The 14,364-nt window shown below is 47.2% G+C and carries 11 protein-coding genes and 1 other annotated feature (1 of these 12 only partly in view); all 11 genes read right to left on the reverse strand.

From position 1 onward, the window contains the following. Positions 1-57 precede the first annotated feature (57 nt). The 11 genes from lonB to ilvB all read right to left on the reverse strand — a co-directional run bounded on the left by lonB (position 58) and on the right by ilvB (position 14,047). Positions 58-1,716: an ATP-dependent protease LonB gene (gene lonB / locus ICW23_RS13270; protein ID WP_188154612.1), complete on the reverse strand. Its 1,659-nt coding sequence runs from the start codon at positions 1,714-1,716 to the stop codon at positions 58-60. A gap of 147 nt (positions 1,717-1,863) precedes the next feature. Further along, positions 1,864-3,126, reverse strand: coding sequence for an ATP-dependent protease ATP-binding subunit ClpX (clpX, locus tag ICW23_RS13275; RefSeq protein ID WP_188154613.1), 1,263 nt, complete (start codon positions 3,124-3,126; stop codon positions 1,864-1,866). 271 nt (positions 3,127-3,397) lie between these two features. Further along, complete coding sequence (gene tig, locus ICW23_RS13280; protein ID WP_016938760.1) at positions 3,398-4,672, reverse strand: trigger factor; 1,275 nt, start codon at positions 4,670-4,672, stop codon at positions 3,398-3,400. Between the two features lie 216 nt (positions 4,673-4,888). Beyond that, positions 4,889-5,893: a DNA damage checkpoint antagonist DdcA gene (gene ddcA / locus ICW23_RS13285; RefSeq protein WP_095241533.1), complete on the reverse strand. Its 1,005-nt coding sequence runs from the start codon at positions 5,891-5,893 to the stop codon at positions 4,889-4,891. A gap of 119 nt (positions 5,894-6,012) precedes the next feature. Beyond that, positions 6,013-6,612, reverse strand: a complete 600-nt coding sequence (leuD, locus tag ICW23_RS13290; RefSeq protein WP_016938757.1) for a 3-isopropylmalate dehydratase small subunit — start codon at positions 6,610-6,612, stop codon at positions 6,013-6,015. Positions 6,613-6,627: 15 nt separating this feature from the next. After that, positions 6,628-8,046 (reverse strand): 3-isopropylmalate dehydratase large subunit, encoded by a 1,419-nt coding sequence (gene leuC, locus ICW23_RS13295; protein WP_045926466.1) that lies wholly within the window; start codon positions 8,044-8,046, stop codon positions 6,628-6,630. Positions 8,047-8,095: 49 nt separating this feature from the next. Next, the gene (gene leuB / locus ICW23_RS13300; RefSeq protein ID WP_064777684.1) at positions 8,096-9,193 is read right to left on the reverse strand and encodes a 3-isopropylmalate dehydrogenase; all 1,098 of its coding nucleotides are present in this window, start codon (positions 9,191-9,193) and stop codon (positions 8,096-8,098) included. Between the two features lie 20 nt (positions 9,194-9,213). Next, positions 9,214-10,770 (reverse strand): 2-isopropylmalate synthase, encoded by a 1,557-nt coding sequence (locus ICW23_RS13305; protein ID WP_188154614.1) that lies wholly within the window; start codon positions 10,768-10,770, stop codon positions 9,214-9,216. Then, entirely contained in the window at positions 10,757-11,785 is a 1,029-nt protein-coding gene (gene ilvC, locus ICW23_RS13310; protein ID WP_007408142.1) for a ketol-acid reductoisomerase, read from the reverse strand. The genes ICW23_RS13305 and ilvC overlap by 14 nt, the downstream gene beginning before the upstream one ends. A gap of 22 nt (positions 11,786-11,807) precedes the next feature. Next, on the reverse strand, positions 11,808-12,326 hold the full coding sequence (ilvN, locus tag ICW23_RS13315) for an acetolactate synthase small subunit (RefSeq protein ID WP_016938753.1): 519 nt from the start codon (positions 12,324-12,326) through the stop codon (positions 11,808-11,810). Beyond that, positions 12,323-14,047, reverse strand: coding sequence for an acetolactate synthase large subunit (gene ilvB / locus ICW23_RS13320; RefSeq protein ID WP_029575359.1), 1,725 nt, complete (start codon positions 14,045-14,047; stop codon positions 12,323-12,325). Before ilvB ends, ilvN begins: the two co-directional genes overlap by 4 nt. 119 nt (positions 14,048-14,166) lie before the next feature. Beyond that, positions 14,167-14,364, reverse strand: a binding site (T-box leader); it runs 55 nt beyond the window's last position.

Consider the following 14,364-nt stretch of genomic DNA (forward strand, 5'->3'; position numbering starts at 1 on the left):
TGTTCTGAAAAAGGAAAAGATGTCCTCCATAAAAAAACCCCATTATAAAAATGGGGTTTATACGGATTCTTTATTCATTTGGATATCAAACGGTTTTTGTTCTGAAGGCGGATCAACCAATATGACGTCAAGTACTTCCTGGAACGTTTTTACCGCTTTAATGGTGATTCCGTCTATTCGTTTCAGAATGGACTGCTGATTTTCGTAAGGAATAATAACGGTTTTAGCTCCGGCCTGTTTCGCGGCTTTAATTTTCGGAATGACGCCGCCGATCGGTTTGACAAGGCCCGTCAGGCTGATCTCTCCCGTCATCGCCACCGTATGGTCGATAGGGATGCGGTGAATCGCGGAAAAAATCCCCGCGGCCATCGCGATACCAGCTGACGGTCCGTCAATCGGGCCTCCGCCCGGAAAATTGACATGAATGTCATAGTCCGAAGGTTTGATGCCCATTGTGCGGAGAACCGTCAGAACGTTTTCCACCGATCCCTTCGCCATGCTTTTGCGGCGGATCGACTTTGATTGGCTGCCGATGCTCTCTTCCTCTGCAATCCCCGTAATATTCAGGCTTCCTTTGTCCTGTGCAGGCGTGACATTCACTTCGATTTCCAGCAATGCGCCGCTGTTCGGCCCGTATACGGCAAGTCCGTTCACGATGCCGACTTGCGGTTCATCGGCGATTTTCTGCTCATTTTTAGGTGTGAGCTGACTGGAATGAACAACCCATTCTATATCTTCTGTCGTAATTTCTTTTCTGTCTTCGGTTACCGCCATGCCGGCAGCAATCTGGATCATATTAACGGCTTCACGACCGTTTCTCGTATATGCGGTCAGTACACCGAGAGCCTCATCAGAAATCTCTTTCTGAATTTTGTCGGCCGCTTTTTTCGCTACGGTTTTAAGCTCATCCTTTTCCAGCTCACGGAAAAACACTTCAAGGCAGCGCGAACGGATGGCGGGCGGAATTTCAGTCGGCATTCTCGTCGTCGCTCCGATCAAGCGGAAATCCGCGGGAAGCCCATTTTGAAAAATATCATGAATATGATTCGGGATTTGCGTATTTTCCTCACTGTAATACGCACTGTCTAAAAAGACTTTCCGATCTTCAAGCACCTTCAGCATTTTATTCATCTGAATCGGGTGAAGCTCACCGATTTCATCAATAAATAGGACGCCGCCGTGCGCATGAGTCACAGCCCCCTGCTTCGGCTGCGGAATGCCCGCCTGACCCATCGCTCCCGCTCCCTGATAAATCGGATCATGCACCGAACCGATAAGCGGATCGGCAATCCCCCGTTCATCAAATCGCGCGGTCGTCGCATCAAGCTCAACAAAAACGGCCTGATTTTGAAATGGTGACTGTTTATGCTTTTTCGCTTCTTCCAATACCAGACGCGCCGCAGCCGTTTTGCCGACTCCGGGAGGCCCGTAAATAATCACATGCTGCGGATTCGGACCGCAAAGCGCAGCTTTTAACGCTTTAATCCCATCCTCCTGGCCGACAATATCCTGAAAGCTTTTCGGCCGCACCTTTTCTGATAAAGGTTCTGATAAACTGATGGCGCGCATTTTGCGAAGCTGTTCCATTTCTTTTTTTGATTCTTTATCTATCGTCACTTTTTGTGTACGCTGGTTTTTGAGCAGATTCCAAAAATATAATCCGATGACTATCCCGAAAAACAGCTGTACAAATAATGCGATCCCTGTCCAACTCATGCTGGTCCCTCCTGAAAACAATTTATGTATCCAATTCATTCCTCTGTCCGCTAGTATCTCCCAGCAAAGCCCGGAATAAACATTTTCAGAAGGGTCAGGAAAAGAAAAAAACCTCCTGATCAATTCGAGTCAGGAGGTTTTGTCATGTTATGCTGATGTTTTATCTTGGCCGACAACTGTGCCGTCTTTTAATACAAGACGAGGCGCTTCACCGTCTGCGACTGTCGATCCGGTAATGACACATTTTTCAATATCATCACGGGACGGCAGATCAAACATAACGTCAAGCATGATGCCTTCAATGATAGAACGCAGGCCGCGTGCGCCTGTTTTACGCTCGATCGCTTTTTTCGCAATTTCAGATAATGCCTCGTCTTCAAAATCAAGCTCGACATCATCTAGTTCTAACATTTTCTTGTATTGTTTGACGAGTGCGTTTTTAGGTTTAGTCAGAATTTCAACCAGTGCCGTTTCGTCAAGCTGCTCAAGGCTTGCAATGACAGGAAGACGGCCGATGAATTCAGGAATCAGACCGAAACGAAGCAAGTCTTCCGGAAGAACTTTAGAAAGCAGTTCTTCTTTTTCCAGGTCTGCCGCTTTATTATCTGAGCCGAAACCGATGACTTTTTGCCCGAGACGGCGTTTGATGATTTGTTCAATGCCGTCAAATGCACCGCCGCAAATGAACAGAATGTTCGTCGTATCGATCTGAATGAATTCCTGATGAGGATGTTTGCGTCCTCCTTGAGGCGGCACGCTTGCAACCGTTCCTTCAAGAATTTTCAGCAGCGCCTGCTGAACGCCTTCGCCTGATACGTCGCGTGTAATGGACGGGTTTTCAGATTTTCGCGCTACTTTATCGATTTCATCGATGTAAATAATGCCTTTTTCTGCTTTTTCCACATCATAGTCTGCAGCCTGAATCAGCTTGAGGAGGATGTTTTCTACGTCCTCACCGACATATCCGGCTTCAGTCAGAGATGTAGCGTCCGCGATCGCAAACGGAACGTTCAGAATACGCGCAAGCGTCTGAGCGAGAAGTGTTTTCCCGCTTCCAGTCGGCCCGATTAATGAAATATTACTTTTAGAAAGCTCGACATCATCCACTTTACTGTTGGAGTTGATGCGTTTGTAATGGTTGTATACCGCAACCGCAAGTGATTTCTTCGCCTGATCCTGTCCGATGACATATTCATTCAGAATCTCACGGATTTCCTGCGGCTTCGGAACGTCTTTAAATTCGACTTCTTCTTCTGTACCAAGCTCTTCCTCTACGATTTCTGTACAGAGCTCGATGCATTCGTCGCATATATATACACCCGGTCCTGCAACCAGCTTACGAACCTGATCTTGCGTTTTTCCGCAGAACGAGCATTTTAATTGTCCTTTTTCCTCGTTGAATTTAAACATTCTTTCACCCCTTAATCTTGTCTCACTTTTTCTTTTACCTGAAGGGCAAAAGAAAACGGTTCTTGCTACGATCGAGTATGTATTGCATTTTACCATACTTTCCAGTAAGACGGTAACAATGTGTTTCGCGCTTGCACATTCTATATGTATGACAAAAAACAGCCCGGCAATGACTATCTTGCCCCAAGAAAAAGAGTTATATCATAATTGTACAAAACAAGGCACGAAATAATCGCGCCCTGTTTCATTATGTCTATTATTATGAACCATATTAACGGTTTTCTACAAGAAAATCAATTGCTTTTCGAACTTTTAAATCTTCTTTCATCGCGTCAGTTGAACCGATTGCCTGCTTGATGTTTTCAACCGGCATGTTGTAAGCTTCAGCCATTTTAGTGAGCTCAGCTTCAACTTCTTCGTCAGTCACTTCAAGGTTTTCGGCTTGAGCGATCGCTTCAAGAGTCAGGTTTGATTTTACGCGTTTCGCGGCATCTTCTTTCATTTGCTCTTTTAACGCGTTTTCATCTTGACCTGAGAATTGAGTGTAAAGCTCAAGGTTCATGCCTTGCATTTGCAGACGCTGTTCGAATTCTTTCAGCATGCGGTCAAGCTCAGTATCGATCATCGCTTGAGGAACATCAGCTTCAGCGTTTTCAGATGCTTTCAGCACAAGCTCTTCACGCAATTTAGCGTCAGCTTCGTTTTCTTTCGCTTCTTCAAGGCGTTTTTTTGTTTTCTCAGTTAATTCAGCAAGCGTTTCAACTTCTTCGTCAATGTCTTTTGCGAATTCGTCGTTAAGCTCAGGAAGCTCTTTCGCTTTGATTTCATGAATTTTCACTTTGAAAACAGCTGGTTTACCTGCAAGATCTTCAGCGTGGTACTCTTCAGGGAATGTTACTTCAACATCCTTTTCAGCTCCTGCTTCAAGACCAGTCAGCTGCTCTTCGAAGCCCGGGATGAATGAACCTGATCCTACTTCAAGTGAGTAGTTCTCAGCTTTTCCGCCTTCAAATGCTTCTCCGTCAACGAAACCTTCGAAGTCAAGAACGACTGTATCGCCGTTTTCAACAGCGCCTTCTTCTTTTACGACAAGCTCAGCCTGACGCTCCTGAAGCGCTTTAAGTTCGTTTTGTACGTCTTCGTCAGTAACGGCAGTGTCATCTTTTTCGATTCCTAAGCCTTTGTAGTCGCCAAGTTTCACTTCCGGTTTTACAGTCACTTTTGCAGTGAAAATTAAGCTTTCGCCTTTTTCGATTTTTTCAACATCGATTTCAGGACGGTCTACAGGCTCAATGCCGGCTTCTTCAACCGCTTTAGGGTATTCTACAGGAAGTAAAATATCTAAAGCATCCTGGTAAAGAGCTTCAACGCCGAAACGCTGTTCGAATAAACCGCGCGGAACTTTCCCTTTGCGGAATCCAGGAATAGAAACCTGTTTTACTACTTTTTTAAATGCATCATCAAGAGCTGTTTTGAACGTTTCCGCATCAACTTCAACCGTTAATACGCCTTCGTTGCCTTCTTGTTTTTCCCATTTTACAGACATGTATTTCCCTCCAAAAATCTATTCAGGTTGTGTCGGTCTTCCATTCTAAAGCAATCCGCGGCTTTGTCAAAGAAAAAACCGCTTTGAATCAGAATCATTATGTAATGAACTGGCAGCCTGTCCAACCGTAATTCTCATTTCAGTTAAACCGCTATACATAAATACAACCACTATATTATAACATAACGCCTATCGCTTTCAACTATATGGCGTGATTTACAAATAAGAAATTTCTTCAATATCCTTAATCATCGTGCAGGCTTCTTCGAGTTCGCGGCTGTCAAACTCGTACATCATATGAAGTTCCTCCGGCTCAATGTCAATGCCGTGCATCTCGTAACCGACCTTATGAAGCGCCGCTGCCCATAAATCAGCGTTCAAAAGCTTCGGCATAAAAGGGTGCAGGACGTACAGATGCCTTCTCCACAGTTCCTCAACGGCGGCGTATAATGTAGGGTTTTCATTGCCCAGCGTTTCATCAAGCACCCGGAGAACGCGGTGCAAAATCGGCGCCGCATCAGGCTGAATTGTTTCACTCGGTATCGCGCTCATTGAATCGCCGAATTTTGTAATATGGACCGGCTTGCTGTAATCGTGCTCCGCCATCAGCGTCAAAATCATCGTCTTGATAAGCGGATGTGCGCCCGGATCTTGCAGAATCGTTTTTAAAAGACCCGTGTATTTCGCAATATTGCGGTCTTTGAGAGAATGGATCAGGTTCATTTGTTCAGCGGGGCTGTTCAGCACTTTTTCCGCATCAAGAACGTCTTCATATTCCTCCTCCCACACCTCGTCCTGCTGATCGGGATCGGTCATTTTGCGGCTGAATTCGAGCAGCCGGTAGAATTGCTCCGCACTTTCTGCAGGGAGCTGGTTTTCTTCCAGCACAGCTTCAATTGTGCTTTTGACTTCTTCATATTGTTTCAGCTGAATCAAAATGGTCATGTACACCTGCAGCACGGTAAAATAATGGCCGTACCCTTCGTTCAGCATTTTCTCGCAAACTTGTTTTGCTTCTTCCAATTCCCCGAGCTCCAGAAAACAAATCGCCATGCCTAAATGTACGTCGGACTCGGTATCACCGTGGCTTACCGCCTCTGAAAACAGTTCGAGGGCCTCCTGGTACTGTTTATCCTTCATGGCGGCCATCCCTTTATCAACCAAGCGTTCTTTCAGACGGGGGAAAGGAATGATATCAGCTTTTTTCTTGTCATGCGTCATACTCTATTTCCTTTCAGGCGCTTATTTTGTTCAAGTGTATCAACACGCGTCATGAAACACAAGAAAGGATGACACACATGGCAAAAAAAGCCGCCGGATAAATCCCGGGCGGCTTTTTTTCAGGCTTGAAGCCAAGAACTTCTTTTCGATTCAAACTGCTGAATGTCGTCCTCCAGCAGGAGCGTTAATGAAATTTCATCATAGCCGTTAATCAGCATTTCCTTCCAGTGCGGATCGACTTCAAATGAAATTTCTCTTCCTTCACTGTCATGGATGAGCTGGTTTTCCAAATCAACCGTCATATTAAGAGACTGATTTTCATATTGACCGGCGAGTTTTTTCCATTGATCATACGGCATACGGATAGGAAGCATTCCGTTTTTAAAACAGTTTTGATGAAAAATATCGGCAAATGACGGAGCAATGATGATTTTGAATCCGTAATCATCCAGCGCCCAAGGAGCATGCTCACGGGATGATCCGCAGCCGAAATTCTCTCCGGCAATTAATATGGACGCGCCCTCATAGACTTTGCGGTTTAATTCAAATTCAGGATCAGGCTCACCGTTCTCAAGGTATCTCCAATCAAAAAACGCGAATCTGCCGTATCCGGTTCTTTCAATTCTTTTCAGAAACTGTTTCGGAATAATCTGGTCAGTGTCAACGTTGATCCGGTTTAAGACGGCCGCTTTTCCGGTATGCGTTTTTAAAGGTTCCATCTTTTCGCACACTCCTTACACAACTGTTTTTTCTTGATAAAACTTTCTTACATCGACGAAATGCCCGTGAATGGCTGCCATTGCCGCCATAGCAGGACTGACAAGGTGTGTTCTCGCGCCTTTTCCCTGTCTGCCTTCGAAGTTGCGGTTGGAAGTGGAAGCGCATCGCTCCCCTTCAGGCACGACATCATTGTTCATACTGAGGCACATGCTGCAGCCTGATTCTCTCCATTCAAAGCCCGCTTCAAGAAACACACGGTGCAGCCCTTCTTCCTCCGCCTGCTGTTTCACGCTTTGAGAGCCCGGCACCACAATGGCTCTGACGCTGTCGGCGACTTTTCGGCCTTTGATCATATCAGCAGCCTGGCGAAGGTCGGTCATCCGCGAATTTGTACAGGAGCCGATAAACACATGCTCGACTTTAATCTCTTCAATTTTTTGATTCGGTTCAATCCCCATGTATTCGTAGGCACGGATGGCCTCTTTTTTATCGTCTTCAGAATCAATGGTTTCCGGCGCAGGTATTTGGGCATCGACCGGAAGAACCATGCCTGGGTTGATGCCCCAAGTTACCATTGGAGAAATCTCGCTGCCGTCTAACACGATGGAATGATCGTATACGGCGCCCGGATCGGTTTTTAACGCTTTCCATTCTGCGGCGGCTTTTTCAAATTCCTCGCCTTTTGGCGCGTATTTACGGTTTTTACAGTATTCAATCGTCGTTTCATCAGGAGCGATCAGTCCCGCACGGGCTCCCGCTTCTATTGACATATTGCAGACCGTCATGCGTTCGTCCATAGACATGTTTCTGAATACTTCCCCGGTGTATTCAATGACATATCCGGTACCGAATTTCACCCCGTATTTTCCGATGACCGACAAGATGACATCCTTCGCGGTCACTCCTTTTTGGAGCGTTCCGTCAACGCGGATTTCTAGCGTTTTCGGCCGCTGCTGCCATAGTGTCTGTGTGGAGAGAACATGCTCCACCTCACTTGTGCCGATACCGAAGGCAAGCGCCCCGAATGCGCCGTGAGTCGATGTATGACTGTCTCCGCAAACGATCGTTTTCCCCGGAAGTGTCAGACCAAGCTCAGGTCCGACTACGTGAACGATCCCCTGGTCTGCGCTGTGAAGATCCGCAAGACGGACGCCGAACTCCTCGCAATTTCTTTCAAGCGCGGTTACTTGGCGCTTTGCGACTTCATCTTTAATGTCAAAACGGTTGACGGTCGGAATATTGTGATCCATCGTCGCGAATGTATTCTGCGGCCGTCTGACTTTTCTTCCCTTCTGCCTTAATCCTTCAAACGCCTGAGGAGACGTCACCTCATGAATTAAGTGCAGATCAATATAGAGAAGGTCGGGTTTTCCTTCACCGCTTTTTACAACATGCCGATCCCAAATCTTTTCGATGATTGTTCGAGGCATCATCTTTGTTTCCTCCCTCTACCTATGAACTAAGACCGCTTTCTTTAAAGCGTCACACTATAGATTTTGTATTCGCGCCGGCTATTGCGGCTTTTACTTTTTCAGTAATGTCATGCGTTCCGGCATATTGGCCGTCCCGGGCGATATCACGTGTACGGCTGCCGTCTGCAAGCACCTTTGCAACCGCCTTTTCTACCGCCTGCGCTTCGTTTTCAAGCCCGAAAGATGTTCTCAAAAGCATCGCCGCTGATAAAATCGCCGCAAACGGATTGGCCATCCCTTTACCGGCAATGTCAGGCGCAGATCCATGCACCGGTTCAAACAAGTGAAGACCTGAACTTGATAGACTGGCTGACGGCAGCATGCCGAGCGAACCTGTCAGCATGGAGGCTTCATCACTTAATATATCGCCGAACATGTTTTCAGTTACGATGACGTCAAACTGGTTCGGAGCATAGATGAGCTGCATCGCAGCATTATCGACAAGCATATGTTCAAGCGTCACATCAGGAAATTCTTTTGCGATTTCATCTGCCGTTTCACGCCACAGCCTGCTTGAGGAAAGCACATTCGCCTTATCAACTGACGTCACTTTTCCTTTTCTGCCGGCTGCCATTTTAAAGGCTTCTCTGACAACGCGTTCGATTTCTTCTTTCTTATAAAAGAGGGTATCGACCGCTTCTTTTTCTCCCGCTTCATTGACATACTGTCTGCTCGGCTCTCCGAAGTAGAGGCCGCCCGTCAGTTCCCTGACGATTACAAAGTCAACGCCGCTGATATATTCTTTTTTCAGCGGAGATGCCTCAGACAGGCTTTCAAATACGGTCACCGGACGCAGATTGGCAAACAGGCCGAGTTTTTTTCTGATGCCGAGCAGGCCTTTTTCCGGTCTGAGCTCCGGAGGATTTTGGTCCCATTTCGGTCCGCCGACTGCACCGAGCAGGATCGCGTCAGACCTCTCGCAAAGAGCCACCGTCTCCTCAGGAAGGGGGTTTTGATGGGCGTCAATAGCCGCTCCCCCGATCAGCCCGTTTTCAAATTCAAATTCATGTCCGAATTGTTCGGCAACGCTTTTCAATACATCTGCCGCTGATTCCGCCACTTCCGGTCCGATCCCGTCACCGGGAAGCAAAGCAATGCGTTTTTTCAAATCAAACGTTCTCCTTTCTATTACGAGCCGACCGCAGTCTGTCTCTTTAATCCGTCTATATTGCAATCCAGCACCAATTGCCGGTTCACAGCATTCAAATATGCTTTTGCAGAAGCTTCCAGAACATCCTGCGCAATTCCCCGTCCTGATGATTCTTTTCCGTTCACGGTCACTCTGACGTAAACCTGAGCCAGCGCGTCTTCGCCTTTTCGGTTGGATTGAATGCGGTAATCTATCAGTTCAATATCTTTATCAATACAGCGCCCGAGCGTGTTATAAACGGCTTCTACGCTGCCTGCCCCTGTTGCCGCCTCTTGCATCAGCTGTTCGTTTTCCTGATTTTTCAAAGAGACTGTTGCAGTGGGCACCTGAGACGTCCCGTAATGCACTTGCAGAGACAAAAATTCATAGCCGATTTTTTTGTCCGTCACTTTTTCTTCTAAAATAAGAGAAATCAAGTCATCATCGGTGATTTCTTTTTTCTTTTCGGTCAGTTCTTTAAACATCGTAAAATATTTATTGATCTCATCGCTATCAAACTGGAATCCAAGCGTATTCAGGCGGTCTTTGAACGCATGGCGTCCGGAATGCTTTCCGAGCACGAGCGCATCCGCTGTCACACCGACAAGTTCCGGTGAAATAATTTCATATGTTGATTTTTCTTTCAGGAAACCGTCTTGGTGAATACCCGACTCATGGGCGAAAGCGTTATCTCCGACGATCGCTTTATTGCGGGGAACGGCCATGCCCGTCAGTTTGCTGACAAGATCACTCGTCCGCTTCAATTCATGAAGAGTGAGAGATGAATCAGCTTGATACGCGTCATTTCTGACATGAAGCGCAACGGCGATTTCTTCAAGCGCGGCGTTCCCGGCTCTTTCTCCTATGCCGTTAATGGCGCATTCAATTTGATCAGCGCCGTTCTCAATTGCCGAAAGTGAGTTGGCAACCGCCATTCCGAGATCATCGTGGCAATGAGCTGAGAGCTTTATCCGGCTGATATTCGGAACGTGTTCCTTCATATATTTAAAGATGTTTCCGTATTCCGCCGGCGTCAGGTAGCCTACAGTGTCCGGCAGGTTGATGACGCTCGCGCCGGCATCAATCACTTCTTCTACGATTTCAGCCAAAAACGGAAGTTCGGTGCGGCATGCGTCTTCTGCTGACCATTGAACGACCGGGAAGCGTTCTTTTGCATACTTCACCATTTCAACCGCTTTTTCCTTAACCTCTTCCCGCGTCATTTTCAGCTTATGCTTCAGATGAATGTCTGAGGTGGCGATAAAGATGTGAATCCGCGGGCTGGCCCCGTCTTTCAGCGCTTCCCAGGCTGCGTCGATGTCACCTTTGACAGAACGGGCAAGCCCTGTTACCGAACAATTTTTAATCGTTCTTGCGATTTCCTGCACGGCTAAAAAATCACCTCGGGATGAAGCGGGAAATCCCGCTTCAATAATGTCCACCCCGAGTCTTTCAAGCTGCTTGGCTATCGCCAGTTTCTCCCGCGCATTAAGGTTGACCCCGGGAGATTGTTCACCGTCACGAAGGGTCGTGTCGAAAACGTTAATTTTGCGCAACGGAGACCACCGCTTCCTTCTTTTTGCCTTGTTTGACAAACGGCATCATTTCACGAAGCTGTCTGCCGACCTTTTCAATCTGATGCTCGTTTTCACTTGCATTGATCGCATTGAAGCGAGGACGGTTCACTTGGTTTTCCACGATCCATTCTTTTGCGAATGTACCGTTTTGAATATCCGTTAATACTTGTTTCATCGATTCTTTTACTTTCGCATCGACTACGCGCGGTCCTGATACAAAATCTCCCCATTGAGCCGTATCGGAGATAGAGTATCTCATGCCCGCCAAGCCTTCTTCATACATTAAGTCTACGATCAATTTCAGTTCGTGCAGACACTCAAAGTATGCGAGTTCAGGCTGGTATCCGGCTTCTGTCAGCGTTTCAAAACCTGCTTTGACAAGCGCTGTTAAACCTCCGCAGAGAACAGCCTGCTCACCGAACAGATCCGTTTCCGTTTCTTCCTTAAATGTTGTTTCAAGAACTCCGGCACGCGCCCCGCCAATTCCTTTTGCGTAAGCAAGAGCCGTGTCTTTCGCTTCGCCTGATACATCCTGATAGATGGCAAACAATGCCGGTACGCCTGCGCCTTGTTCATATGTTCTTCTGACAAGGTGTCCCGGTCCTTTAGGGGCGACAAGGAAGACATCTACATCAGCAGGAGGCACGATCTGATGGAAATGGACGTTAAATCCGTGTGCGAATACCAATGATTTGCCCGCCGTCAATTCATCTTTGATTTCAGCTTCATATACTTTTTGCTGCTGTTCATCCGGAAGAAGAACCATAATGATGTCAGCCTGGGCAGCCGCTTCTCTTACAGAAAATACTTGATGGCCGTCTTCTTGGGCCTGTGTAAATGATTTGCCTTGTCTGACGCCGACAATGACATCAATTCCGCTTTCTTTTAAGTTCAGCGCATGTGCGTGACCCTGTGAACCGTAACCGATAATCGCTACTTTTTTACCTGCCAATACGTTCTCTTTGATATCACCGTTATAATATACTTTTACCATTTTAATCTCTCCCTTTTTTGTGTTATACAATAGAAATTGTTTTATTGGATGACGCCTTTTGCTGGGTTCCCCTCGCAAAAGCCGTTGTGCCTGTTCTCGCGATTTCTTTAATGCCGTAAGGTTTGAGAAGCTCTATAAGGGCTTCGATTTTATCAGACTCGCCAGTGACCTGAACGACGATGCTGTCCTTTGAGACATCAACGACGGAAGCTCTGAACGGCTCAATGATTCCATTGATTTCCGTTCTGGTCGGCGGTGCAGAAACAACTTTAATCAGTGCAAGCTCACGCTGTACAATTGATTGGTTTGTAATATCCGTCACTTTCAGGACGTCAATTTGTTTGTTAAGCTGCTTTGTCAGCTGCTCAACGTCGTTTTCGCCTTCCACATGGACGACAAATGTAATCCTTGAAACACCGCTTGTTTCCGTGTGGCCTACAGTGATGCTTTCGATATTATAGTGTCTTTTTGTAAACAGGCCGGTGATCCGGTTTAATACCCCCGAGCGGTTGACCACCGTTAATGTGATAATGCGTTTCAAGGTTTCACCCCCACCATTTCATGAAGTCCTTTACCCGGCGCAATCATCGGGAATACTTTTTCGCTTTTGGCGACCCGGACGTCAATAACGGCCGGCTCTTTTGATGAAAGCGCCTTTTTCAGCTCTTCTTCCGCCTCTTCTTCTGATGTAATCCGGATGCCTTTAATGCCGTAGGCTTCTGACAATTTGACAAAGTCAGGCTGCGCCGAGAATTTGGATTCAGAGTAGCGTTCTTCATAGAAGATTTCCTGCCACTGTCTGACCATGCCCAGACATTCATTGTTCAAAATAATCACTTTGACCGGAAGATTCAGCTGCCGGATGACATCTAACTCCTGCAGGGTCATCTGAAAACCGCCGTCTCCGAGGATGGCAACGACCGTGGCGTTACGATCAGCCAGCTGCGCTCCGATAGCCGCCGGAAGGCCGAAGCCCATTGTGCCGAGCCCTCCCGAGGTCACCCACTTATCAGCCTTTCGGAAAGGATAAAACTGAGCCGCCCACATCTGGTGCTGACCGACATCCGTCGCCACAATCGCCTCTCCGTTTGTGAATTGGTGAATATACTCAATCAGCTTTTGGGGTTTTAAGCCCTCTTCACTGTCGTCTGTATACCAGAGCGGATATTCTTCTTTCCATTCAGAAAGCTGCTGTTTCCATTCAGCTGACTGTCCCTGTTTTCCGTTTTGCTTCAATAGTTCCTGAAGGACGATTTTACTGTCGCCGACCACCGGGATCTGCGTTTCGATAATTTTTCCGATTTCAGCCGGATCAATATCGATGTGCGCCACTTTGGCCGATTTTGCAAAATGCTTCAGATTTCCGGTCACACGATCATCGAACCGAGCTCCGATGCTGATCAGCAAGTCACAGTGGTAAAGCGCCATATTCGCTGTGTATGTGCCGTGCATTCCCGCCATTCCCAGAAAGAGAGGATGATCTGCCGGGAAACCGCCCAGACCGAGAAGCGTGTGGGCTACCGGTATTTGCTGCTGTTCGGCATAATTTTTTAAATCTTCTGAAGCTTTACCGTGCAAAACACCCGCTCCGGCTAAAATAACCGGCTTTTTCGCACTGCTGACAGCTTCTACGAGCTTTCGGATCTGCAGATAGTTAGGCTCTTTTACCGGCTGATAACCCGGAAGATTGATTTCATGATCATATCTGAATTCCCCTTCAAATGCTGCGACATCCTTCGGAATATCAATTAATACCGGACCCGGTCTTCCCGTCGTGGCGATATGGAAAGCCTCTTTGATCACACCGGGAAGATCTTCCGGACGGCGGACCTGATAGCTGTGTTTCGTAATCGGCATCGTAATTCCTAAAATGTCGGCTTCCTGGAAAGCGTCGCTGCCGATGACTGAAGTGGCCACCTGGCCGGTAAACACTACGAGCGGCAGTGAATCAATCATCGCGTCCGCAAGACCGGTCACTAAATTTGTCGCTCCGGGTCCTGAAGTAGCGATGACAACCCCCGGCTTCCCCGAGACTCTCGCATACCCTTCGGCCGCATGAATCGCGCCTTGCTCGTGCCGGGGCAGGATGTGAACCAATCCTGATTGATAAAGCTTATCGTAAATCGGAAGAACGGCTCCCCCCGGATATCCGAAGATCATTTCGACTTTTTCTTTCTTTAATGATTCAATCAGCATCAGAGCCCCGTTCATTGTCTTTGTACAATCGGCAGACGCAGTATCCGCCTGTACATTTGTGCCCATTTTCAGTTCCTCCTTTTCAATGTTCCCTTCTAAAATCAAATTCATAAAACGCAGCGCCGGCTGACGCAAATAAAAAAGCCTTCCCACCCACATTCAGCCAAGCATTTCATGCGATAGCCAAAAGGGGCGAAAAGGCTTTGCTTTCCGCGGTACCACCCTTGTTTACGGTCATATGAAGACCGTCTCATGGATAATTACTATCCGTTTTGATAACGAGTAAACGTTGCGTTCACTCGGCCGAGTCCTACTCTTCACATTTCAGACCGGCACTCTGAGGTGAGTTCACTTTGCTTTGTTTTTGCCGGCTCTCAGCGTTA

This window comes from Bacillus sp. 1021 (assembly GCF_014534735.1).
In the GTDB taxonomy this organism is placed as follows: Bacteria; Bacillota; Bacilli; order Bacillales; family Bacillaceae; genus Bacillus; species Bacillus siamensis.